Raw genomic sequence first — 24,553 nt, 5'->3', positions numbered from 1 at the left:
CGGGGTTTCACTCCGCGATGGTCACGAGCCGCAGCCTGGCGACCCCTCAATTGCAAATGCCTGCGTCAAGAACCCGCCCGGCGTCATCCGCCGCAATGACACGGCCTGCTCCCTCTCCCCCTGGGAGAAGGATGGGGTGAGGGTGTCGCGCCGCGCCTCTTGCCCCGCGCCCGCGCTTTCAACTGTTTCCCCTCTCCCTGCTGGAGAGAGGGGAGGGGTGAGGGCACTCATCATCCACCCGCCCGGCTCCGCCGGCAGCGTATCCCGCCCCGCCACGATGAAGCTGCTCGCTTGGCCCCCCATCTGCGCGGCACAGCGCACCGTGTTGAGGGCCGCCGCCTGCCGCACCGACTGCGGGAGCGTCGCCAAGGTCCCGGCCAACTGCGAGGTCGGTGACTGGATCGTCACCGTCCCGCTCCGGCCGAACTGCGAAGAGGCGTCCACGATGCTCGTCTGATCCGCGAGAAAGACCGGGGTCACGATCAGGATATTGCCGCCTGTGCCCTCCACGGCGGTGGCGAGGATCTGGCTCTGGTTCTGGAGGATCACGAACTGCGGATCGATGGTGATGTTCCCGCCAAAGGTGTTGGAGCCCTGCTGGACTGAGGCCGTCATCTGGCTGTTGATCATCCGGAAAATCGAACTGGCCTGGACCGAGATATCCCCGCCGCTGGCCTGCGTGGCACTGGTTGTGACCGAACTGTCCTGCACGAAGAACGAGTTGCCGGCGTCGATGGCGATGTTGCCGGCATTCGCCGGCCCGGTGCTGCTGGCGGCGACGCTTGCCCCGTCGGTCAGCGTGACGGACTGGCTCGCGGTCATCGTGATATTCCCGCCTGTGCCGGATCCCTCCGCCGTCGTGAAGATGCCGCTGCCCGGGCCGCTGAGCACGATCGAAGTAGCCGGGCTGGCAATCCCTTCGACGGTCACGGTGCCGCCTTGGCCTGTGGGGGCCGGAGAGGTGGGCGTTCGCTTGATGCTGCCGCTCTCGAGCCGGGCGCCGCTCAAGAGGCTGACGGTGTCGCCCTGGACGAGAACATCCCCGGCATCGCCGGCGCCGGTGGTGGTCGCCGAGAGTTTCGCCTGATTGGTGAGTTGCACCTGGTGGGCCGAGACGGTGATGCTCCCGCCATCACCCGTGCCGTGCGCCTCGGTCAAGAGGCCGCTGCCGGGGCCGTCAATCACGATGGATTGCGCCGGACTCGCCAACCCCTGCACCGTAATGCTGCCGGCGCTGCCTGCCCCAGTGGATTGCGCGGTCATCGTGGCTCCGGACAGGACCTCGATCGTGTTCGCGTGCACTGTGATCGTCCCGCCGATGGCGGAGGCGGCAGTGCCGGACGTAGCCGCCGAGAGCGTGCCACCGTTCTGGAGCGTGACGGAATTGGCATTGAGGAAGATGTCGCCGCCCGCGCCGGTGCCCGAAGTGGTGGTGAAAACGCCGCTGCCCGCGCCGCTGATCAAGATGGATTCAGCCGGACTGTCTAGGCCTTGGATTGTGACCGTCCCGGCCTGACCCGATCCGGTGCTTTCGGCGGTGATCGTCGCACCTCCGGTCATGCTGAACGTGTCGGTCTTCACCAAAATATTCCCCGCATTGCCGGAGCCGGTGGTCTTGGACGATATCGTGGCCGAGTCCTCCAACTGCACTTGCTGGGATTCCACAGTGATGTTGCCACCCGCCCCGGAGCTTTGAGTCTCCGTGAAGACGCCGCTGCCGATCCCGCCGATGAGAACCGATTGCGCCGGACTCGCCGTGCCTTCGATGGTCACACTTCCCGCCGCGCCGGATCCGGTACTCTTCGCCGACACCACCGCGCCGTCGGTGATCTGGACGTCGTTGGCCCGGACGGTGATGGCACCGGCATTACCGGACGCTTTGGTCTCGCTAAAGAACCCTGATCCCACCCCCAACAGTGACACGAGATCCTGCGCAGTCGCTGTGATAGGACCAGCATCGCCACTGCCTCGAGGCCCAGCGACTGTATCAACTCCGCTACTCGCCTGGACCACGGAGTTGCCGGATACCAGGATCGAGTCTGCCGAAGAAAGGGTGATGGCTCCGCCCAAGCCGCTTCCTTGCTGAGTCGAGCTGATAACCTCCGAGCCGTTCGACAGAATGAGATTGCCTATGGTGGTGTTTAGCGTAATGGCCCCTGCGTTACCGCTTCCCACTGTTGTGGTTCTTACGCTTCCCTGGTCGAGCATAATTGTTGGGGCAGAGATGTGGATGGGCGCAATCGCGCTCGACGTTCCCTCGCTGATGATTTGACTTCCGCTCGCAATCGTGACGGCAGTGTTTGCGGAAATCGTCACCGGGGCGGCCTCTCCGGTAAACGTTTCACTCTTAATGCTCGCGTCGTTCGTGAGAACAAGCCTATCCGCATTGATTGCGATGCCGCCGTTATCGCCATCGCTGTTGCTTAGATTGCGGATGCTAGTGATTCCCACGTCAGTCATGCGATTGAGGCCTGTGCTCGTTTGGCCTGACAGGGTCACCGTATCTTGAGCTGTTATCGCAATGGAACCTGATGACCCACTGACCCCTGCCAATGTCTGTATACTGCCTCCGCGCAAAACCATCAGGTTCCCGACATCCAGAATGATGTCGCCGGCGCGGCCAACCGTATCAGTTCCGGTCTTGATCTCGGCAAGATCATCGATCAACACCGTATTGGAGTTGAGAGAGATCGTGCCGCCGTTCCCGATGTCGAAGGCGTCGCTTGTGACGCTGGTGAATTCTCCACTAATGGTGACAGAATTCGATCCGGTTATCCGAACATCACCTGCATGACCGCTCCCTAGACTAAAGGTTCCAATACCGGAGCCTCCTCGCACTTGCACATCAGCAGCCCTAAGTTCCACATCTCCGGTCCGTCCCGCTCCTACGGTTGCCGCCGAAATCGCGCTGAAATTATCGAGCGTGATGCCTCCCGTGATGTCCACACTGATCGCAAGCGATGGGCCATCAACATCACCAAGGGTATTGGCCGAAAGCGTCGCGCTGTCCATGATGAACTGTCCGCCACGGATACGAATTGCTCCGCCACGTCCGTCACCTGAGAAATCATTGTCGGTGACGTCGAGAAAGGCTCCTTCCTCTATGCGAACAGATCCGAATGCCGTCACCGAATGGTCGCTGATATTCAAACCTGTCTCGAGCGTAGGGAGTAACACTTCACCGGCTGAAGCAATACTGGCGATACGGATTTCCCCGCTCGGCGCCAAGAGGTTGGCTGATGCGCCTGACTCCGAATCGGTCGTAATCGTAATATCCCCGCCGACCAAGGTGATCGCTTGCGCAAGAGGAACCGAAAGAGTACTGCCCTGAACTGTCATGCCGGCTGGGGAGTCGCTCAGAAACCCCAAGGCCGCCGGCGTCACAAACCCAAAGTCCACTAAGGGCGAAACGGCGAACATGCTGTTCGCCAGCGTGTCATGTGCTGGATCTGCGTAGAAGTTTGCGCTGTTCACTCCGTCAAAGAGGCGAATGTAGTTGGCCGTGGTGAAGGTGACCGAGCCGCCCACATTCAAGCTGGCGTTAGGGCCGAAGATGATCCCGGCGGGATTCATCAGAAACAGATTTGCTTTAGGATAAAAAGTGGCGCTGTCGATGGTGCCGAAGATGCTGGAGATGTTAGGCGGATTCCCGTTCACACCGGTGACCCGCCCGAGGATGTTGCCGATCGTCGCGTCCAGAGAAATTGGTCCTAGCGTGGAGGGCGTTGGTTGGAAGCGCGCGATGTCCGTTGCACCGACGCTGAATTCGCCGAAACTGTGAAACAAGTTCGGTCCGTTTCCTGGTCGGGTTCCTCCGGTGATTTCGTACACGTTGCCGTTCGGCGTAACGACGGTGTTGAGGCCGCTGGGTGTAATATTCGTTGCAACCTGCGCTCGAGTAATATCGTGCAGGGTCGTGGAGGCTACAAGGCAAGCGACAAACAGAAACCTTGTTCTCCTAAGGGCACAACGAGCAAGCACTGCTCTCGCTCGTTCACCTCTTGATCCCAATGGTACGTTCATCCCAGCACCTCTGTGGTCGATTTCGCCAACGCTTCTGAAGACGCTCATCCATCTCGCCACTTTACTGTGGATTCTGTGGTTTGGGCGGAACCGGAGGCAAGTTGAGTTCTTTCAGAAGTTCTCTTAACGCCTCTGCTCTTAGGGAATTTTTGATTCCCTCCAAAAGATCCTTTAAAGCCTTCGGGTCTACGGGGCCAACAGGCCCACCGTTTCCTCCGCCCTGCGAGGCGCCAAGGACTTTTAAGCCGACAGGTAATCTGAGTTCGTCATTTCTATTCTTCATATAGAATTCCAAATATCCCTTAAGAATTCGGTTCCCAGTAAGATTCGACGGCTGGTGGCTTGTCATCTGACTGAAGTCAGCATAGCTCAAGCTCGTGCCCGGCACGGAGTAGTACAATTCTCCCAGTTGTAGCCAAGTGCCATATATTCCATCCGAAGGAGATTGGGCCGGCGGATATTGGAGAAAGCCTGTGAACCGTATCCAGTCATCCTTAGCCGCGCCTATTCCCCGGATAAACTTCCCTTCCATTCGCACCTCGTAATTAGCGGGCGAATCCGGACCGGACACGTGTTCTGTCCAAAAGGGGATCACAGCCGTCAAGTTGGCCTTATCGCCTTTAATAATGAGACACTTGAACTCCAGGAGATCATCGGAGCCGGAATCCGTGACTTGAACGCGACCATCAGCACAGCCGGTGGCACGCTTAATAAGAAACTGACAGGTGCTATTTACGGTACATCCTGGAGGGTAGTAGATGCCTGTATCGTTCTGCGGAGCGAGCTCGACATGCCACTGCTGGTCGCTGTTGGATTTCAGCGTTCCATTGACATCAGCCTTGATCGTGCTGGCTGCTGGTGGCATTTGAGACAGAGCTATACCGGGCGAACACGTTAAAACGAGTGCCAGAAGAATGAGCAGCCGTGGCTTCATTGTGATACCTCCTCGTTGGTTGTGCCCGGACCTCGAATTGTCCGGGCCATGCCCACCGCAGCTTGTAGGAATTTGGGAAAGATGCTTCATGCATCGCCCTTCAAGAAGTCGTAAGAGCGCTCCTTTCTACTGAGCCTGTCCCATAAGTTCGAGCGCAGCGTTGAAGATTCTTTTTAGTTCGGTGTCCTCGGTCGCTTTCCTCGCCGCTTCCAGGGCTTGGCGGGCCTGAGCAGAACCGAAGGCCGCCAACGCAAAGGCCGCTTTTTCTCGATACTTGCGGTCTAGCCGTCTACGATGACGCTCGAAGTATTCTTTTTTTGTGAGGGCATGTAGTGCAGCCAGGTCTTCTGTCGTGAGCACATTTCTTGGATTCTTTTTTATGAACTCTTCACGCTCTGCCCACTCGCGTTCTAAACGTTGCGCTAAATTCTCGATAGTTTGCTTGTCGGGACCTTGTGAAAGAATTCTAATGAACTCTGGGAGCAGATCAGTCTGAAACGCTAAGACCTCTTTGATGGCCGATTTTCCCTCTTCTGTTCTTACGCCGCAGTCCATATCCAGATATCGCTGTAGCGCGCTTGGTGCCGTTGCTCCTTGGGAAGTTCCCGCGTGCTGCGCAAGAGAATGGGTTCCCTGCAGCACGATTCCTATGAGTGACACGGCAAAAAGCAGGAGAGCCGGTGTCCTGATTGTCATGAGACCGTTCCTCGGTTAACGCTTACGGTGTTGCATCGCTGGGAGGAAACGCCTCTCCATCAGCCCAAATCCTCCAATTCAATGGTGGGCACGTCCAATCTCGTGTGGGATCCACCAGGTCATTCCCGCAATTTCGCATGGGCCCAGAGCGAATATTGGGCAGGACATTTGGATTGATCGCTGAGAAATGGGCGAACACTGCCCGGAAAGTCTGCCCTTCCGTCAAATATTGCCTAGACTGCTCAGGCGGAGGGTACGAATGCATGACGTTCTCACCGTTGAACTTGTCCCGTAAGGCATCAGTCTCGACATGGTCGAGACCCAAGGTGTGACCGATTTCGTGTGCCAGGAGGCCAGGGTCAGTCTCTCTCCCCATGACGATCACTTTTTTCGGAGAGCCCTCCGGTGCATAGCACCAAATACCGTTTGATGTTTGATAGCCACCACCCCCTTCATCGATGACCGCACTAACAAAGTAAATATTCAACGCAGTTTGGTCGTACCCAACAGTTGTCAGATCGCTGACATAATTGGCTGCACCGTCGCATCGAAAACTGTTGATTGCAATGTTGTCGACTGGATGTGTTGTTCGATCAGTTCGGTCATCAGTTTTAAAGTATAGGAAATCGATTCCCTGGTATTCGCTTTCCCAAATTTGCAGAGTTCTCCGCTTATATTCTTCAGGTGGAAATGTAGGCTGCACAATAATCCAAACATGTACAGGGAGGTGGTAGGGGCATTCGAACACAATCTTCTTCCTATCTGTGGATGAGGTCCAAAACGGATCACTTGATTGGGGTGCAAGGAGCGCCGGAGGGTGTCCTTCAGCAAAGGCAATAATCTCTCCCAATGCGGGGGTGGGTGGGGGGGCGATGAAATTGCCAACCCGAAGGCCTGAGCCAGATGTAGTCCTGTAGATTGCATCGTTCAATGAAGGGCCATCGTTCCGCTGTCCGTCGACCAGGAGCCCCTTTTCCGCACCTGAACAATTACAGGTATTGTAAAAACTGACGATATCCCCGCCGAACGGAAACAAATCAGGCCATTTGAACAACCAGTCGAAACCGAAGAAACTGAACGGCAGCAGCAAAACAATAATGTAGAGAAGCACAAGCGATGGGGTTCTTGGCCTATGTTGAAAGGTGAGAGGCATTGGCGTTAATGTGCTGCCAGAGAGATCAATTTCCTTGTTTATTCGAGGCTGCATAATTGTCTTGTATTTTCCAGGCAGGAGCGATTTCTGCAGAGCGTAACTCCTGCCACCAGCAAAAGGTTTGCAACCTTCTACGGTGGAGCAAATTGTTGCTTGTATTGTTCGGGAAGTGTCTGAAAAATCATCATGCGTTCGGTCTGCGCCTTGCTCAGCTCCGTGCGTGCTCGAGTGGCCTCAGTTGTCGTGAGAGCTACTATCGCATTTATTACCGTTGTGTAGAGGTTCTGAAGCTCTTGAGGGCTCAGGCCGGAATTTATGGACAACTCACAGAGTCGAAACAGAGATTCACGCAGGATGAGAACGTTTTCCGATCGTCCCGCGAGCTGAGCCAGTTGTTCCGCAAGCTTGCCCTGAAGTTCTCCGGATGCTCCCTGGTATGCGACTTTCGCCACGAGGTCGGCCGTTCTTGACAGGGCTACATCCGGCGGGGGTTCCGCGCACATCTTTACTTTCGGCCCGCTCGTACTATTGTCGGCCATGACGAGAAAGCCGCCGCGCCTGGACGCTTCGTAGTGAAACCAATAGGCCTGGTTAGCATCTAGCTTCTCTTCTTCCGCAGGCCATTGGAGAAAACTGCATCCGGAGTCTGCTCCGGCCAGAAAGAGACACGCCGTGAAAAGAAATGTGTTCGTTCGGTTTACGGTTACGGCGAATTTCGGCTGAGGCTCATGGGCGGGGGAGAGGACCTTTGCCCCGGCAGTATTTTCCATCTCTGCTTCGGAAGCCGATGGAAGAGGATCAAGATGAGGACGGTGACTCTTTCGGGAAGCGTGATGAGCCATACATGCTAACCGCTTTGCGGCTCCTCTCAGTGCGATTCCCTTTGTCAGGATCGCGACGATGACCCAACTCCTCCCGCCGGACGCCCCTTAGCTAGGCTTCTGTAAGATTTTTAGCAATACCACTTTAGGGGTATATGTCAGGGCCGAATGGCGATTCGGTCTTGTTTTCGCCGGCGCGCTGTGGCAGAGTGCGGCGTTGATTTGCCCGCTTCCCGCAACCCGCGTTCCGCCTTTCCGCATCCCGCCTCGGTTCTCTCGCACTCGTCTCGCCGCGCTTGAATGATTCACATCGACCCACGCGTTCTGGTGCCGCGTTGGGCATAGCAAGAGAGTTATCAGCTATCAGCCGCAGGTTCGGGAGGACCGGATTCCCCCTCACCCTCCCCCTCTCCCTCCAGGGGAGAGGGTCACTTGAAATGAAGACCTTTTCCTCTCCCACAAAGGGAGAGGGCTCAAGAAATGAAGACCCTTCCCTCAATGGTGGCGAGGGATGAAGATGAAATAGAGATCTGCCCTCTCCCACGAGAGGAAAGGGACCGAAAAATGAAGACCTTTTCCTCTCCCACAGAGGCGAGGAGGAGAAGAGAGATAGACATTTCCTCTCTTGCGAGAGTGGCGAGGAGCATTGGTGTGTCCTGTCCCAACGGCTTCGCCCTTGACAATCTCCTCACATATCCTATACGGTATCCTACCGTGAATCCTCCCGATGGAGGTGTTGTATGAAAGAGAAACTGTCGGTGACGGTCGACCGGCCGCTGGTTCGATTTCTGGACTCGCTCCCCGGGCGTTCTCGCTCAGAGAAACTGGAAAAGATCTTGCGGCGATTCCAGACTGTTTCAGAGGACCTGAATCTTCGCCGAGCGTTGGCCCGGCATCGCGACTCTCCTTCGGCCCGTGAGGAACACGAGGCGTGGCTCCGCACGATGGAGCAGGATCAATGGAACGAATCAACCGCGGGGACATCTGGACGGTCGAGCTCCTAAGCCATCCCAAACCCAGACCTGCGCTCGTGGTCAGTATCAATGCCATCAACGATCTCTGTCCCGATGTGCTGGTGATTCCTATTACCTCGCAACCTGGTCCGCTCCGCATCCCGCTTCCGGATCAACCGGAGGTCACCGGCTTGCGAACGACCAGCTATGCTAAGTGCGAGTCGCTGGGGCCTATTCATAAGTCGCGATTGAAGAAACACATCGGGGTTCTTCCTGCTCAATCCTGGGAATACATCGAAGCCGGTATTCAGCGAGTTCTGGGGTTGCAGTAGACAACCCGCGCTCGGTCTTGTTTTCGCCGGCGTGCTGTGGCAGAGTGCGGCATTGATTTGCCCGCTTCCCGCAACCCGCGTTCCGCCTTTCCGCATCCCGCCTCGGTTCTCTCGCACTCGTCTCGCCGCGCTTGAATGATTCACATCGACCCACGCGTTGCTGGTTCTCTGGTGCCGCGCTGGGCATGGTGCAAGAGCCATCAGCTATCAGCCGCAGGTTCGGGAGGACCGGATTCCCCCTCACCCTTCCCCTCTCCCTCCAGGGGAGAGGGCTCAATGAATGAAGATCCTTTTCTCTCCATCACCCGTTGCTTTGCCCCATTGCATCTGAAGAGCAACGGGTCCCCGGAGCGAGGGGAAAGAGAGAGGCCTTCCCTCGCCCGCCGAGGGGAGAAGGGAAAGCTCAGAGCGAATAGCGAATAGCCGGTAGCGGATAAACCGGGTCGCTTTTCGCGTTTCTTCCTCAACCTGTGTTACAGTGGCCGTGCCTTCACCTGCGGGCTTTTTTTCTGGGCCTTCTGGCTTGATGGAGGCAATGACCATGACTCCGTTTGAATGGAATCTCTTCATCCTTGCCATCGTTGCCGTGATCGGGGCCTCCATAACCTATTGGCGAACGCACCGCCATCACCGGTAGCGTGCAACAAAAGGTGCCCGACATTGTCATCTCGCGCTCCCTGACGGACTCAAGAGACGTCACGCCGCATGAAGCAGCCCAGAGCCAAACCGGGTCTCAAATCCTTTTTCTCCACCAAACGCGTGATGAAGAAAAAGCGGCGTCCCACGGCTGTCATCCTGGGGTACGATGACTTCCAGCGTCTTGCTGACCAAGTCCCTCAAAGAGGATCGGTTCCTGCCACTCGATGAGGTCTCTCGCCGCCTCGGCCTGTGAGCTACTTGCTCGAACCAGGCAGACCAGACAGACGATCTGCTTTCTCTTGGGCAGAAGGGACGGCGGTCCCCGTTGTCCCTCCGGTCTTCCGGTACAACAGCAGGTGAATGACGTCCGGCGGAGGGAGGGTGTCCGCGTTCAGCGCCTTGAGAATCTCCCTCTTGGCCTTCCCGGTCAGCTTCGTGGGTACCGGCTGGACCGGCCTGCTGTCGTCGGCGTCGGCTCTCCCCGCCGTTTCTCTCCTCACCCTGCCCTCGCTCTTCCCCTGGCCTCTTGGTTTCCCTCCCGGTTCCTTCTGCCGGCGCATTTTTTACCGCCTGCTACACTTACTTACGTGGCTCCCTCTTTCGTCTCCCGACAGTTGAACCGATAGGAGACCAGCACCCATTTTCAGGAGGATCCGTATGTGGCGTAACCCTCTGTTCTTGCTCGTTTTGTTGATCGTCGCTTTCGCGTCGGGATGCACCGCCCTGTCGGACACGGCCTCGCCGCCTGCCGAGCCGAGCGGCGTGCTCCTGACCGTCCTGCCGGAGGCCACCTTCTTCTATGGCGACCGGCTGTCGCTTTCGAAGGACCCGGAGGGTCGGCTATGGCTGCGAAACGGGCGCCCCTTGGCGGCCTCAAACGGTCTCTCATCCACGGAGACTTCTCGGATTCTGATCGGTCCCGCCGGCGAGCCGGTGTTGACTCGCGGGGACGGTTCGTGCGTCGGCCCTGCGTGCGAAGCGTCCGTTCGTTCTGAGCGGGAGTAGTCCCCTCCCCACCTTGACCCTCTCCCACATGGGGGAGAGGGTTGCTATTCGCTTTCATCTCCCCAGAAGAGAGTGGGCCGCGGCCCTCGTGATGGGAGGGTCGCGGCCCGATGGCGTGAGCGTTGAGGCGGTCGTGTCGCTCTGGATGGGCACAGGTCCAGAGATCTCTCTTGGGCTCGCGGCTGTCTGCCTGCAACCGACGAGCAATCGGCCGGCTCCGCGCCCCGCCGGAGGGACTCCACGTTATGCCGCTTTCTTGAGTTCGACCGGTCGCTCGGCGATGCCTGCCGGAGCCTGGGGTCTCTGCATCGAGGCGGTCTCGGAGGTGCCGTCCTCCATTGTTTCGACCGCGATCCAGACCGCCAGCATCCCGAACAACGAGAACCCTGCCATTGCGATTCCCCACGCGATGTCCATGGTGGTGTCCCTCCTGGTTTGACGAACTGGCAGCTCATAGCGGGTAGCGAATAGCTGTCAGCTCTTATCTTCTCGCCGACTCACTCACTTGGGATTGAGCAACCACCGTGCCATCGCGTCAGCAAAAGCCTGACATTTTGCCGTCGGGTAAGAATGCGTTGATTTTGCAAAAGGATGGGTTCGTTCGGGAGGGACAGCGGCGGTGAGTGATCAGACCTAGCGGGCCGGTGAACCGTATCGAATCCAATAACCGGGGTTATCTAGATAGATACAGTCCCAGTGAGCCTTCGGCTTCTCTTGCAGGCTGAAAAATGGCTGGGCGAGGGGCATGAGGCAAGGGGCAAGGGAAGTGGGGAGCTGAGAGCTGAAAGCCGGTGGCTTAAAGGAAAGATGCTGCGGGATCCGGCTTCGTTATCCGAAGATCTCGGCCAGAGACAGTTGCAGTCCGGGCAAGAGGGGCGTCGTGAGGCAATCCTTGGATTCGTTGGTCAGCTCGGCCGCCCGCGCATAGCCCTTGTCGGTCATCCGATAGACTTTGACCGTCTCCAACACCGGGTCGACGACCCAGTATTCCTGAACGCCGAAGTGTTCGTCGCTCTTCCGCTTGGTGATCTCATCGACCTTCCTTGTGCTGTCGGAGACGATCTCTATGACCGGCAGGATGTTGAAAAAGTCCGCCAGCTTTGTTCTCAAATCGCTCAGAGGCTCAACGTACCGCGAAGAGTACGCCTCGCCTCTTCGCTCGCTGCGGCCGTGCTGGACGGTCTTTTTGAACATCCTGCTGGTTATTCTGATCCTGTTTGTAATCTGCCGAAGTCCTGCGGTTCGATGGCGCCGAAATAGTTTTTCAACAACCTGCTAGATCGGGCGCGCCTTGAGCATTGGCTTCGGTCAAGATCGAAGCCCGGGCCGATGAGATGAACAGCAGGTCCGGTTGGACGACATCGACATCCGACAAGATGACGTCGAACGGAGCGGTAAAGACCCGCCCCATTTTCTTTTCCTGTACGAAAGCGCTCAACATCCGACGCAGGTTCGACGATGTAATCTGGTGTTTGGTATTCGGCGAAGGGGTCGCGTAATGGTCTCCGTCAATCAGTTCATGGCGCTTCCCGTCGTCGGGCAACAGCATGTAGTCTTCGACGGTGAGTTTGACCGGACGTGCTTGAGAGGACATGGACGCCTCGGATCAGAGTGCGAGCCCGAGAGGGAGCGCATCAGGCCGCCGGCGAAAACTCAAGGCAAGCAAGGCCGATGCGTCCCCCGCTTACTGGTGCAGATGCTTCATGGCGGCGGCGCAGAGGATGATGAAGAAGCCGATCCACAGGGCCGCCCGTTGGTAAGGGATCGCTTCGTAGCCCTCTTCCTTGTCTTCTTCCTCGGCTTCGGCGCCCGGGTTGGACTGGAAGATGACGGTGTAAAGGAAGAGGGTCAGGAGGCAGAGGACGAGGAAGAGCTTGATGAAGAAGACCGCGAGATATTTCGCGTGGTGATTGACGGCCTGGCCGGTCTGCGACAGCAGCAATTGGTTGACGTAGTGCAGGTTGATGCCGCCGGTGAACAACAGGACGACCAACAGCGCGCCGGCGACCTTCTTGTACTGCTTATAGAACGTGTCGGTGATGGGTTTGATGTATTCCTTGGGGACGGTCTTCTGCAGGCCCGGCGTCACGGCCATGACGAGAAAGGCCAGCCCGCCGATCCAGATGACGGCGGAGAGAAGATGAAGCCAATGGTTGACGATGGGAATGAGCTGATTGATGTCGGTGAAGAGACTTTGAAGTGCGTCCATTCTGGTGGAAGAATTAGGAATGTGGAATTAGGAATGTGGAATGATCGCGAAATTCTCGCGGACGGCTATTCCTCATTTCTAATTCCTCATTCCACATTTAGATTTTGAAGACGGGCGCGTCGTTCCCGAACCGTTTCTTGCGCAGCTCTTCCATCAGCTCGACGGTGACGACCGGGATGCCCTGTTCCCGGGCGTGGCGCTCGACGCCCTTTTTCACCATGGCGCGGAGGAAGTAGGGAATGCGGTTGAGCCTGGTCTGCGCCGCTTCGTCCCATTCGACGGCCGTCTCCTCCGGCGTGTTGAAGGCGACGCGCACCTTCGCGCCCCCCTTCGGCGTATAGAGGCACCACTGGTCTTCGTCGAGCCAGTCGCCGTGGTCCACGTAGGGCCGCGCGCGGCAGCCGCCGCAAATCTCGCTGTATTCGCAGTCGCCGCATTTGCCTTTGAGGTGCGGGTACCGGAACGAATCGAAAATGTCCGACTTCTCCCACAGCTCGACGAAGCTCTTCTCGCGGACGTTGCCAGCCGAGAGCGGCATGTAGGGGCAAGGCGTCAGCTCGCCGTTCGGCGTCACGCGGGCGTAGTTGGTGCCGGCCAGGCATCCGCCGCCCATATAGCCGGTCGCCTTGGTGATGGGGGAGTTGGGGTCCTTCTCGTACGCCAGCCGCTTGAAATGCGGCGCGCAGCGGGCCCGCACGAGCATGTCCTTGTACCTGTCCTGGCATTCGACGAGATACCCCAGCACTTCCTCGTACTGGGCCGGGGTGATGTCCGTCAGTTCTTCGCCGCGGCCGGTGCACACCATGAAGAAGACGTTCAACACCCTGGCGCCGAGGGTGTGCGCCCATTCGATCACGTCCGGCAGTTCTTTGTAATTCATGGGCTGGGTGCTGAAATGGATCTGAAACTGGAGCCCGTTCCGCTTGCAAGCTTCGATCCCCGCCACCGCGCCTTTCCACGCGCCGGGCAGGCCGCGGAATTTGTCGTGTTTCAGCGGATCGAGCGAATCGATGCTGATCCCCACGCCCATGACGCCGATCTCGACCAGCTCTTTGGCCATCCGGTCGTTGATCAGCATCCCATTGGTGCCGAAGACGACCATGAAGCCGAGCTTCACCGCGTGCCGGGCGATGTCCAGGATGTCGGGACGGGTGAGCGGTTCCCCTCCCGTGATGACCAGCAGGCAGCCGTTGTTGACCTCGGCGATCTGGTCGATGAGCCGGAAACATTCCTCGGTGGTCAGCTCATCGGAGCCGCCGCCGGCTTTGGTGGTGGCGTCGAGATAACAGTGCGCGCATTTGAGGTTGCAGCGCTTGGTGAGATTGAGCGCGACGAGGTAGGGCTTGAAGTCGTCCACGGTCCGGCCGTCGCGGGGGACGTCGGATGTACCCTGAGCGGGCACGAACCGCGAGATCTGCTCTCCGAGCGAGCCAAGCATCCCCGCGAGCTGTTGCGGGACATTGATGATCGGCAGCGACTTACCCATGGGTTAGGGACAATGTGGAATTAGGAATTAGCAATTAGAAATTAGGAATGCGAAATGGAAAATTTGAAACGTTTCTTCGGACAATTCCACATTTCTCATTTCAGCTTGAGGTAGTTTTGCCTGTGAGGTTGGCGATGATGTCTTTCAGGTTGCCGGTCTTCATCGCTTCTTGCATGACGCCCTTGGCCTGTTCGATTCCCTCGTTGGCGACTTCAAGCGTGATCACGGTCGTCCCGATCTTATCGGCGTGTTTTTGGATCAGCGCGCGGGTGCAGTCGCGCATGAAGCCTTCGGGCGCCCGCTCCAGCCTGGCCTGAGCCTCGGGCGTCCAGGTGTACGGCGAGGCCGGCTCCGTCCGGCCGTTTCCATTGCCGTTGTCGCTCTTGGCCGGGCCGGGCTCCCGGGTTTCCGCCGCCGCCAGTTTGGCTTCCGCGGCCGGCGCCGTGCCGGTGCCTTTGTTGGCGAAGATGGGGGTATAGTCCTCCGCCGCGGCTTCCTTGATCATGGGGGCGGCGAACTCCAGCGTGATCGTGGTCATGCCGAGCTTTCTCGCGCTCTTCTCGATCTTCGCCTTCGCCCGGCGACGTTGGAACCCGGCCGGTACCGCCCGGATGGCTTCCTTCGCGTCTTTGGTCCATTGCATCGGCACGTCGTCGTAAGCCACATCGGTTTCCAGCCCGCCCTCGGCTCTGGCCGCCGCCTCGAAAATGCTCTTGTCCACCTGCTTGAACCGATCCCCCGTCGCGCCGCAGACCGGGCACTTGACCGGCGTGTCACCCTTGCCGATGTAGCCGCAGCCGTCGCAGACGAAATAGTTCTGGCTCATCCGGTCCAGATACGCCTGCGTGCCCGCGCTGACTTTCGGCTTCTCCTGCACGATCTCGGTCATCATCCCGCTCAGGGTGGAGCCCATGAGGTCCTTCGCCACTTCGTCGTCCGCCTGCATTTTGTTGCGATCGATCCCGGACGCATCGAGCCCCGCCCCGAGCGCCTTCATCGCTTCCATGGCGCCCTTCGGCAGGATGTGGCCGACGGCGGCGTCCACGACCGTGTTGCTGATAATGGTGTGACCCTTCTCGATCGCATAGCGGTGGATGGCCGTTTTGGCCACGCCGCGGGCGAAGACCGGAATCTTCTCCATGCGACGCAGGGCTTCCTCGGTCCAGGCGATGGTGTACTCGGCCTGGGTGTCGATCGGCGGCACATGCTTGCGGTTGGAGATCAGAATGTTGCAGGGGGAGCTGCGCAGGAGGTTCTCGGTGTTGCTTCCGATGTCCATGTCGTCGTCGCTGTGGACGCCGATCCGGCCGACGATGAGGAGCCACGGAATCTCCTTGCGGACGTATTGAATGATCTTTTCGAAAGCCTTGCCGTCCAGCAGGGTGGTCTTGATGTCGGTCTGCTCGGCCTGGGCCAGTTCGCGCGAGATATCCAGATGGGACTGGTAAATCTTGGCCAGTCCGCTGTCGATGATTTCCTCGTGCAGCTTTTCCTGCTCCTTGAAGCGAAAGACCTTGCCGGCTTCTTCGTTCAGCACCCCGGAGATGCTGTGGAAGGCCGCGTAGTGGAAGTAGGGATCGAACGCCGAGATGGCTTCGACCGGTTTGTTCAGCGCCTTGCCCAAGGCGATGCCGGTCATGAGCCCGCCGAAGGAATAGGGACTGCCGTCCACTGCCACGACGATCTTCCCGCCCGTCATGGGCTGCGTCTGCTTGACGATGAGCATGTCGGAATTACGGACGCGGCGGGCGACCCGTTCGGTGTTGCTCCCGATGACGCTGTCCTTGACGGCTCCGACCCCCAGCGCCCCCATGACGACCAGGTCATAGCCGTTGGTATTGATATCTTCGGCCAAGACCTTCCAGTTCCGTCCCTCCAGTGAGCGCCGCTCCAGGGGCAGGTTGGCTTCGGAGCATTTCTTGTCCACGTAATCCAGGTAGGAGTCGGTGATGATCTGGAGCCCGCGGGTGATCAGGGAGTCGTGGATCTGCCGCTGCCGGTCCAGCTCCTTTTCGTCGTGGTATTCCTCGGGAAGGCCGGCCTCCATCTGCTTGAACCGTTTGTCATGCATCTTGGCCGCATAGACGTGGCTGCCCACGATCTTGGAGCCGAAGGTTTTGGCGAGCTGAATCCCGAGGTCAACAGCCATGTTGGAATGGTCCGAATTGTCGACCGGGATATAGATCGTCTTGTACATCGAGGCGCCTCCTTCAGGAACCCATCGGCCGACAGGAGCTAATCCCAAGAAAATCCAGACAAAAATGGTCCCGGGCCGAAATGAGCAGGCATGATAGCACCGGAATTGCGGGGATTGCAAGGGAGGTTTGAGCGAATGAGCGGGTCCTGCCACCGGGCAGCCCGGGCATGCTCGCACCCCGCCCGGTGTGGGGCCCCGCTGCGCGTGCCCGGGCCCCAGCCCAGTGTCACCCGCTCAGAAGTGTGTTGAAGGATGGGAGGATTTAACCAAGTTAACCGGCCAAGGTCGCTGTCGTTTTTTCAGGGGAAGGCGTCGAAGAGCGAGATGATTGGCGGGAGCGGAGGATTTCTTCCAGGGTCAGGAGCGCGTCGCGGCCGGAGTTGCCTTCGATGCCGCGGATCAGATTGTCGTCGGCATACTTGGCCTGGGACCGGGTCTGGGAGAGGGAGCCGGTCCACGCTCGAGGGTCGCGACTCCCATGTTTTCTTTCCCACGCGGCCAGGCAGGCCTTGGCGATGATCTTGTTGAGCGGCGCCGGGTTATACAGCAGCTTCCGGATACTGGTCGGGGTGAGCATGAGGGGATTGTAGCCGGCGGACAAATAGCCCTCCTCCAAGAGCCGGTGCTCCAGGTCGGTGTTCGGTTGGATTCCCAGGAAGAACATCAGCGGGAAGACCCGGTCTTCGCCCAGGATCGAGGCCACCACCTTGTATGACTCGACGCTCTGGAGCAGAGTTTTCTCGGTTTCTTTCGGAGAATTCAGCGAGTAATTCAGGATGACCTTGCCCTTGAACCCGGCTTCGGCCAGGTACCGGCAGCCGTCATAGAGGCGTTCCAGCTTGAAGCCCATGTGGAGATTGTTGAGGACCTCCTGGGACCCGGAGGTGATGGCGACTTCCAGGTCCCCGACCCCCGAACGGACCATGAGCTTGGCGAGGTCCGGGGTGATCAGCGACGTTCGGATGTAGCCGGACCATTCGATCTCCAATTGCTCCTTGATGATCCGCTCCAGGATCTCCGTGCACTGGGGGTAGGCTTCTTTGCCCGTGATGAACTGGGCGTCCGTGAACCAGAACCGGCGCGCGCCCCACTGGTGATAGTGCTGGGAGAGATCCCGGACGACCATCTCCGGCGGTCGATAGCGGACCCGCTTGCCCTCGATATAGGGATAGAGGCAAAAGGCGCAGTCGTAGGGGCAGCCCCGCTTGGTCTGCACGCCGATCGCCTCGCCGAGGTATTCGGCGTACTGGGGGAAGATCGAGGTCAGGTAGGGGAGATCGACCGTCAGCGCATCCAACAGAGCCGGGGCGCGCTGCTCGCCCTTCAGGATCTGCTTGCCGTCGCGGATGATATAGCGCTCGCCGTCGAGCGGCTGCCCTTCGACCACCTTGAGAATCGCGTCTTCGCCTTCGCCGAGAATGCCGATGGTTCCTTCCGGCAGCTTTTCGATAAGTTGATCGGCGAACGCGGTGAAGGCGCCGCCGCCGATCATGATCTGCGCTGTCGGGAATTCCCGCCGGATCAGCCAGGGATAGGACAGGTTCGCGCGGATGTGGCTGTAATACCGGTAGAGCTGCTTCAGCCCCGCGACCGACGCCACGATCCGCTTGAACGGATTGCTCGCGAAATAAAAATTGAAGGCATGTTCCAGCGAGGCGTCGCCTTCGTGGGGAGAGAAAATCTGAATGTCGCGCCAGGAAAAGCAGACGAGGTCCGGCCGAAACGCCGACGCCGCGTCGCGCAGCATGCGCGACCGCTCTTTCTCCGGATACAGCGACAGGTCCAGGATGCGCTGCCGCACCTCCGGCTTCCGCCGATGGATAAAATCCGCCAGGTAGGTCACCCCGATGGGATAGACCTTCTTGCAGGGCAAAAAGATATAAAGGATGGAGTTCATACCCATAGCTGGTAGCTAATGGCGAGTGGCGAACAGCGCCTTTGGTTGAAGCTCTCAGCTATTCGCTGCCGGCTGTTAGCTATTTGACCGCGACGTGGATCGCCACGATACCGCCGCTGAGGTTGCGGTACTCCACCTGCCGGAAGCCAGCTTCCCGCAGCAGCGCGCTGAACCGTTCCTGATCCGGAAAGGTCCGAATCGACGCCGGCAAATAGTGATACACCCCGGTCTTGTCGTGCGCGACCAGCGTCCCGATGCGCGGCAGGAGCCGGAACGAATACCAATCATAGAGCCGCAGCAGCCACGGCCGCACCGGCTGGGAAAATTCCAAACACACGAACCGGCCGCCCGGCTTGAGCACGCGATGGATCTCGCCGAGCGCCCGCGGCAGGTTGCCGACGTTCCTCACGCAGAAACCGGCCGTGACGGCGTCGACGCTCTCGTCCTTGAAGCCCAAGTCCTCCGCGTTCGCGCGCAGGCAGGGGATGCGACGGCTCAAGCCCCGGCGGGCGACCTTCCGCGCGCCTTCCCGAAGCATGGCGTCGTTCAGGTCCGTGGCCACGACGTAGCCCTTCGGTCCCACGCGGCGTTCGATCAACAGCGCCAAGTCGGCGGTGCCGGCGCCGATGTCGACCGCGCGACCGTTCTCGACGGCCGGCACGTACGAGGCGGCGATGTGCTTCCACCGGTGATGGAGGCCGAAACTCAACAGGGAATTGTTGAGGTCGTAGAACCGCGCGATCGCGGTGAACATCCGCTGCACCGCATCCTCGCGGGCCTTGCCGGACCAGGAAGACACGGTCGTCGCCGAGGATTCGCTCGGCGCCTCCGCGCGCACGGGCCGTTCATCGAGCTGCAGCATGGGCCTTGCTCGTAACACCCGCCTCCGGGCGTTGTCAAGGCGAGCCCGATTAGGGTTAGTTTCCCCGGACCGCTGTGTCGGCGTAGACGCTTGAGTGCGTAGACACCGCCCCTTGGCTAACCCGTGCAATCCTGATATACATTGACGACATTTCCGCCTCTTTTGATGACGCGGCACGAGGTGTTCGCGTGGGTACGCTGACGGATTTCCTTCGAGAGAAACAAAAGGCCAGGTCACCGGAACGCCAGGCTCGACGGCGCAAGAAATATCTTGATGCGGTTGACGCCTTCTTCGAGCAGGTCCGTTCGTGGCTTGCGGAGGCGCAGCGCGAGAAGTTGGTCAAGGTCCACGAGGACAAAATCAAGATTACTGAGGAAGCTCTTGGCGCGTACACAGCCCCATGCCTCAGACTGACGGCTGCCGGCAAGACCGTGAAACTCAGACCGATCGGTAGCACCATCATCGGCGCGGACGGCCGAGTGGATATGGAATCTGTCAACGGCACCTACATGTTCCTGTACTTTGCGGATCAGGAGAAGTGGGTTTACGGCATGGGTAGGCAGCCTGCTGAGTTCCCCGAACTTACTGAAGACCTCTTCACCGATCTCCTCAAGCGCGCTCTTGTGTGACGGAACTCGACGCGGTTCGGGACAGCTATCTCACGCTCCGCGACTGCTTCACAGTCACCAGCGAACTTGTTGGCAAGTCCACCAAGCGCGCATTCTTTCACCGGACTACCTTCCTGGGCTTACCGCCGGAAGGGGCGAAACGTCGACTCACGTTGGCCAAGGCAGATCTGGATGATTGGGCCATTGTGGCCTTTGTCTCGGTTTTTGAGCGCATCCTGAACGTGCACCCCGAGTCTCCGCTTCGGAGCAAGGCTGGTGGGGAAGGAACAAAAAGCCTTGACGCGGCCGGTGTCTGCAGATCCCGTAGCAGCTATCAGCGTTTGGCGGATTTCCTGATTCAGGTGGGGTTAGGGGGAAAATAGGAGCCGTAAGGGGCGGGCTTTATGGGCGAAACCCGCGTTGATCTGCTGCACCTCCTGGAAGACTTGCGCGACGCCTATCCCGGCGCGATCGAGGAAACCATCTTGACCGAGATTGTGGCCAACTCTCTGGATTCCGGCGCCACGCGCATCGCCCTGCTGACCGATCCCGCGCAAGCGACGCTGACCGTGGTGGATAACGGGTCCGGCATGCAGCGGCGGGATCTGGTCCGATATCACGACCTCGCGGCGAGCACCAAGACGCGCGGCGAGGGGATCGGCTTCGCCGGCGTCGGCATCAAGCTCGGGTTGTTGGTCTGCGAAGAAGTCGTGACCGAAACGCGCCGGGGCAAGACCCATGTGGCGACGCGGTGGGCGTTGGCGTCGCGGCATCGGGCGCCGTGGAAATGGATCCCGCCTCCGGGCCTCGTCGTCGAACGCGGGACGGGCGTCCGGCTCAAGCTCCAGAACGCGCTCTCGCCCCTGCTCGATGACGGGTATGTCGAGACGACCGTCCGCCATCACTTTCAGTCGCTGCTCGATCCGACATTCACCGACATCCTGATATCCCACTATCCCAAGGGAGTCGTCTTCGAAGTGAACGGCCGGCGGCTCCCGCCCGAGACCTGGCGCGGGGCGGACACCGCGCCGATCGCGGTGCGCCTGGCCCGCAAACGCAAGCCAGCCGCGGTCGGGTATCTGGTCCGGGAGCCGACGCCGTTGCCCGAGGATCGCCGCGGCGTCGCGATCTGCACGTTCGGCAAGGTCATCAAACGAGGCTGGGAATGGCTCGGCCTCACCCCGTCGGCGCCGGACCGGATCGGCGGCGTGGTCGAAGCGCCGGCGCTAGCCGCCTGTCTCACGCTCAATAAAGGCGATTTCGTCCGCGTCGGTTCCCGCGGCGCGATCTATCTCGCGTACCGGAAAGCCCTGCAGGAGGCGGTGTCGGCGCAGCTCTCCGCGTGGGGGGACGGGCGCGAGCCCACGGAAGAGGTGCGCCGCCGGAAAGTGCGGCCGGTCGAACGCGATCTCGAGCAGGTGCTGGTGGATCTGGCGGAAGATTTTCCGCTGCTGGCCTCCCTCGTCGAGCGGCGGGCCGGCGGGCAAAAGCGGCTGCCGATTGGCCGTGGAGGGGAGGCTCAGGACGGTCCAGGGCCGCTTGCCGCGACGGTCACTCCATCGGCAGAGCAAACGATCGGTGATCAGCAAGCGGAGCAGCCGGAAAGCCGGGACCTCAAGGAACCGGCGGAAGAGCCAGGACCAGCGGAAGAGTCGACTCAACCGCAGGCCCAGCCTGAAGGTGAGATAGAACCGCCCGCGACCGACACGGTCCTCCCCGGCGCGCGCGGCAAGCCGCGCCCCGGGCGCTACGGACTGACCATCCGGTTTGAGTCCGCGCCCGATGATCCGGAGCTGGGCCGTCTGGTCGAGTCCACGGTCGTCGTCAACGACGCTCATCCCGCCTACCGGCGCGCCGAAGCCTCCCGCTCGGAGGGTTATCACCTCGCCCTCACAGTGGCGCTGGCGCTGGCCCCGCTGGCCGTCGAGGCGGCGAATGAACACGACTTCGTCACTGCGTTCCTGGCGCGCTGGGGCGAAGCGTTGAAGCGGCCGCCCGGCCGCCGGCGTTGACCCGCGCACGTCCTCTTCCCTCGCCCCCATGATATAATCCCGCTCCCTATGTCCGGCTCCATCATTATCCGCGGCGCCCGGGAGCACAACCTCAAGAATCTCGATCTTGAGATTCCGCGGGACAAGCTCGTCGTCATCACGGGCCTGAGCGGGTCGGGCAAATCCTCTCTCGCCTTCGACACCATCTACGCCGAGGGCCAGCGCCGTTACGTCGAATCGCTCTCCGCCTACGCCCGCCAGTTCCTGGAACAGATGGGCAAGCCGGACGTGGATGCCATCGAAGGGCTGTCGCCGGCCATCTCCATCGAACAGAAGAGCACCAGCCACAACCCCCGCTCCACCGTCGGCACCGTCACGGAAATTTACGACTATCTCCGGTTGTTGTTCGCCCGGGTCGGCCATCCCTTCTGTTTCAACTGCGGCGAGGAGATCACCGCGCAGACCGTGCAGCAGATGGTCGACGCGATCCGGGAGCTGCCAGAGGGGACCAAGTTCCAGATCCTGGCGCCCATCGTCCGCGGGCGGAAGGGCGAGTACAGGAAGGAACTGCTGGACATGCGGCGGGCCGGGTACGTGCGGGCGCGGATCGACGATCGCCTTGTGGATCTGGGCGAAGACATCGCGCTCGACAAACAGAAAAAGCATACGATCGAGATCATCGTGGACCGGCTGGTCATGAAATCCGGCGAGGCGCTGGCTCGGCGGCTGGCCGACTCGGTCGAGACCTCGCTCAAGCTGGCCGGCGGTCTGGTCGGGGTGCTGACCGAAGACGGCAGGACCCACCTGTATAGCGAGAAGCTGGCGTGCATCCGCTGCGGCGTCAGCTACCCGGAAATCACGCCCCGCATCTTTTCGTTCAACAGCCCGCACGGCGCCTGTCCGGCCTGCGACGGCATCGGCTATGCCATGACGACGGGCTGTCCCGAGGATGAAGATTTCACCCTGCTCGACCTGTGTTCCGTCTGCAAGGGCGCGCGGCTGAAACCGGAAAGCCTGTCCGTGAAGATCGCCCGCCGGTCGATCGCGGACGTGACGCAACTCTCCGTCCGCGCGGCGGCGGACTTCTTCCAGTCGCTCAAGTTGACGGAGCGCGAGACGCTGATCGCCCAACGCATTCTGAAAGAGGTTCGTGAACGGCTGGGATTCCTGGTCAATGTGGGGCTTGATTATCTGACGCTGGACCGGCCGGCGGCGACGCTGTCGGGCGGCGAAGGGCAGCGGATTCGACTGGCGACGCAGATCGGCTCCGGACTGGTCGGCGTCCTCTACATCCTCGACGAACCGTCCATCGGATTGCACCAGCGGGACAACCGGCGGCTGCTGCAGACGCTCCTGCGCCTGCGCGACATGGGCAACACGGTCATCGTCGTCGAACATGATGCGGAAACCATGCGGGCGGCGGACCACATCTTGGACCTGGGGCCCGGGGCCGGCGCGCATGGCGGCCGGATCATCGCCCAAGGGACGCCGGCGGATGTGATGACGAATCCGGAGTCCCTCACCGGCCGCTACCTGCGCGGCGATCTCTCGGTGACGCTTCCGCATCGAGAGCGCAAGCCTAAAGGCTTCCTCAGCGTCGTGGGGGCGCGCAAACACAACCTCAAGGGCATCACGGCCCGCGTCCCGCTCGGCCTGTTCACCTGCGTCACCGGCGTTTCGGGATCAGGGAAAAGCACGTTGGTGCTGGAAGTGCTCTGGCACTCGCTGTCGCAGCTCCTGGGAACCAAGCAATCTGCCATCAGCCCTCAGCCTCCTTCCCGTCACGCGTCACGCGTCACGCGTCACGAAGAGTGGCGAAAAGTCCGGAGTGGAGATGCGGTGAGGCTGGATGGCTGTAAAGACCTGCTGGGTGTCGAGGCGTTGGACAAGGTGATCGACATCGACCAGTCCCCGATCGGCCGGACGCCGCGCTCCAACCCGGCGACCTACACGGGCCTGTTCACGTTCATCCGCGATTTGTTTTCGAACCTCCCGGAGTCGCGCGTCCGCGGGTACAAGCCCGGCCGCTACAGCTTCAACGTGAAGGGCGGTCGCTGCGAAGCCTGCCAGGGGGACGGCCTCATCAAGATCGAGATGCACTTCCTGCCGGACATCTATGTGACCTGCGAAGTCTGCAAGGGCCAGCGGTACAACCGAGAGACGCTGGACATCCACTATAAGGGCCGCAGCATCGCGGACATCCTGAACATGACGGTGGACGAGGCGCTGGAATTTTTTGAACCTATCCCGCTGATCAAGGCGAAACTGCAGACGCTGCATGACGTGGGGCTGCACTACATCAAGCTCGGCCAGTCCGCCACGACCCTCTCCGGCGGCGAGGCGCAGCGGGTGAAACTCTCGCGCGAATTGTCCAAACGGGCCACCGGCCGCACCCTGTACATTCTGGACGAACCGACCACCGGTCTGCATTTCGCCGACATCCAGCGCCTGCTGGACGTGCTCAACCGGTTGGTCGAAGCCGGCAACACGGTCGTGGTCATCGAACACAACCTGGACGTCATCAAGAACGCCGACTGGATCATCGACCTGGGACCGGAAGGCGGCGATCACGGTGGCGAGATCGTGGCCGAAGGAACGCCGCGGGAGGTGGCCCGGTCGAGGCGGTCGTACACGGGACAGGTGCTCCGAGAGGCGGGAGTAGGCGGTCAACGGTCATCGGTCAACGGTCAATAGCGGGGAGGGCCGCGCACAATGGATTCCGGGCCCATTGACCGGTGACTGATGAC

21 protein-coding genes are annotated in these 24,553 nt (G+C 60.1%); 7 read left to right on the top strand and 14 right to left on the bottom strand.

Features of this window, described 5'->3' with window-relative positions:
- Positions 1–21: 21 nt before the first annotated feature.
- The 5 genes from AB1555_02665 to AB1555_02645 form a co-directional block, all read right to left on the bottom strand.
- Positions 22–4,023 (bottom strand): filamentous hemagglutinin N-terminal domain-containing protein, encoded by a 4,002-nt coding sequence (locus tag AB1555_02665; protein MEW6245594.1) that lies wholly within the window; start codon positions 4,021–4,023, stop codon positions 22–24.
- A 61-nt stretch (positions 4,024–4,084) separates the two neighbouring features.
- Positions 4,085–4,957 carry a hypothetical protein gene (locus AB1555_02660; protein ID MEW6245593.1) on the bottom strand — a complete coding sequence of 291 codons (873 nt, stop codon included), beginning with the start codon at positions 4,955–4,957 and terminating at the stop codon, positions 4,085–4,087.
- A 126-nt stretch (positions 4,958–5,083) separates the two neighbouring features.
- A complete protein-coding gene (locus AB1555_02655) occupies positions 5,084–5,653 on the bottom strand; it encodes a hypothetical protein (GenBank protein ID MEW6245592.1) in 570 nt (189 codons plus the stop codon).
- 22 nt (positions 5,654–5,675) lie between these two features.
- On the bottom strand, positions 5,676–6,764 hold the full coding sequence (locus AB1555_02650; protein MEW6245591.1) for a hypothetical protein: 1,089 nt from the start codon (positions 6,762–6,764) through the stop codon (positions 5,676–5,678).
- Positions 6,765–6,937: 173 nt separating this feature from the next.
- The gene (locus AB1555_02645) at positions 6,938–7,576 is read right to left on the bottom strand and encodes a hypothetical protein (GenBank protein MEW6245590.1); all 639 of its coding nucleotides are present in this window, start codon (positions 7,574–7,576) and stop codon (positions 6,938–6,940) included.
- A 531-nt stretch (positions 7,577–8,107) separates the two neighbouring features.
- On the opposite strand from AB1555_02645, the gene AB1555_02640 reads away from it, so the two are divergent.
- Positions 8,108–8,371: a hypothetical protein gene (locus tag AB1555_02640; GenBank protein ID MEW6245589.1), complete on the top strand. Its 264-nt coding sequence runs from the start codon at positions 8,108–8,110 to the stop codon at positions 8,369–8,371.
- 214 nt (positions 8,372–8,585) lie between these two features.
- Positions 8,586–8,912 carry a type II toxin-antitoxin system PemK/MazF family toxin gene (locus tag AB1555_02635; protein ID MEW6245588.1) on the top strand — a complete coding sequence of 109 codons (327 nt, stop codon included), beginning with the start codon at positions 8,586–8,588 and terminating at the stop codon, positions 8,910–8,912.
- 893 nt (positions 8,913–9,805) lie between these two features.
- Here AB1555_02635 and AB1555_02630 read toward each other — a convergent pair.
- The gene (locus AB1555_02630) at positions 9,806–10,051 is read right to left on the bottom strand and encodes a hypothetical protein (GenBank protein ID MEW6245587.1); all 246 of its coding nucleotides are present in this window, start codon (positions 10,049–10,051) and stop codon (positions 9,806–9,808) included.
- Positions 10,052–10,208: 157 nt separating this feature from the next.
- On the opposite strand from AB1555_02630, the gene AB1555_02625 reads away from it, so the two are divergent.
- A complete protein-coding gene (locus AB1555_02625) occupies positions 10,209–10,556 on the top strand; it encodes a hypothetical protein (protein MEW6245586.1) in 348 nt (115 codons plus the stop codon).
- A gap of 243 nt (positions 10,557–10,799) precedes the next feature.
- Here the strand turns inward: AB1555_02625 and AB1555_02620 are convergent, their stop codons facing one another.
- From AB1555_02620 to AB1555_02585, 8 genes are all read right to left on the bottom strand, one after another.
- On the bottom strand, positions 10,800–10,973 hold the full coding sequence (locus tag AB1555_02620; protein ID MEW6245585.1) for a hypothetical protein: 174 nt from the start codon (positions 10,971–10,973) through the stop codon (positions 10,800–10,802).
- Positions 10,974–11,384: 411 nt separating this feature from the next.
- Positions 11,385–11,750, bottom strand: coding sequence for a Uma2 family endonuclease (locus AB1555_02615; GenBank protein ID MEW6245584.1), 366 nt, complete (start codon positions 11,748–11,750; stop codon positions 11,385–11,387).
- A gap of 70 nt (positions 11,751–11,820) precedes the next feature.
- On the bottom strand, positions 11,821–12,150 hold the full coding sequence (locus AB1555_02610) for a Uma2 family endonuclease (protein ID MEW6245583.1): 330 nt from the start codon (positions 12,148–12,150) through the stop codon (positions 11,821–11,823).
- A gap of 90 nt (positions 12,151–12,240) precedes the next feature.
- On the bottom strand, positions 12,241–12,765 hold the full coding sequence (locus AB1555_02605; GenBank protein ID MEW6245582.1) for a hypothetical protein: 525 nt from the start codon (positions 12,763–12,765) through the stop codon (positions 12,241–12,243).
- 97 nt (positions 12,766–12,862) lie between these two features.
- Positions 12,863–14,251 (bottom strand): radical SAM protein, encoded by a 1,389-nt coding sequence (locus tag AB1555_02600; protein MEW6245581.1) that lies wholly within the window; start codon positions 14,249–14,251, stop codon positions 12,863–12,865.
- A gap of 100 nt (positions 14,252–14,351) precedes the next feature.
- Positions 14,352–16,448 carry a universal stress protein gene (locus AB1555_02595; GenBank protein ID MEW6245580.1) on the bottom strand — a complete coding sequence of 699 codons (2,097 nt, stop codon included), beginning with the start codon at positions 16,446–16,448 and terminating at the stop codon, positions 14,352–14,354.
- Between the two features lie 271 nt (positions 16,449–16,719).
- Positions 16,720–18,345, bottom strand: coding sequence for a radical SAM protein (locus AB1555_02590; GenBank protein ID MEW6245579.1), 1,626 nt, complete (start codon positions 18,343–18,345; stop codon positions 16,720–16,722).
- A 79-nt stretch (positions 18,346–18,424) separates the two neighbouring features.
- Complete coding sequence (locus AB1555_02585; GenBank protein MEW6245578.1) at positions 18,425–19,207, bottom strand: class I SAM-dependent methyltransferase; 783 nt, start codon at positions 19,205–19,207, stop codon at positions 18,425–18,427.
- Between the two features lie 188 nt (positions 19,208–19,395).
- On the opposite strand from AB1555_02585, the gene AB1555_02580 reads away from it, so the two are divergent.
- Genes AB1555_02580 through AB1555_02565 form a run of 4 tightly spaced genes read left to right on the top strand, consistent with a single transcriptional unit; the run spans position 19,396 to position 24,500 of the window.
- Entirely contained in the window at positions 19,396–19,836 is a 441-nt protein-coding gene (locus AB1555_02580) for a hypothetical protein (protein MEW6245577.1), read from the top strand.
- The gene (locus AB1555_02575) at positions 19,833–20,198 is read left to right on the top strand and encodes a hypothetical protein (GenBank protein ID MEW6245576.1); all 366 of its coding nucleotides are present in this window, start codon (positions 19,833–19,835) and stop codon (positions 20,196–20,198) included. The genes AB1555_02580 and AB1555_02575 overlap by 4 nt, the downstream gene beginning before the upstream one ends.
- A gap of 21 nt (positions 20,199–20,219) precedes the next feature.
- Positions 20,220–21,827: an ATP-binding protein gene (locus AB1555_02570; protein ID MEW6245575.1), complete on the top strand. Its 1,608-nt coding sequence runs from the start codon at positions 20,220–20,222 to the stop codon at positions 21,825–21,827.
- A gap of 48 nt (positions 21,828–21,875) precedes the next feature.
- The gene (locus tag AB1555_02565) at positions 21,876–24,500 is read left to right on the top strand and encodes an excinuclease ABC subunit UvrA (GenBank protein ID MEW6245574.1); all 2,625 of its coding nucleotides are present in this window, start codon (positions 21,876–21,878) and stop codon (positions 24,498–24,500) included.
- Positions 24,501–24,553: the final 53 nt, after the last annotated feature.

This window comes from Nitrospirota bacterium (genome assembly GCA_040755395.1).
In the GTDB taxonomy this organism is placed as follows: Bacteria; Nitrospirota; Nitrospiria; order Nitrospirales; family Nitrospiraceae; genus DATLZU01.
This window is presented reverse-complemented; position numbering and strand designations above follow the sequence as displayed.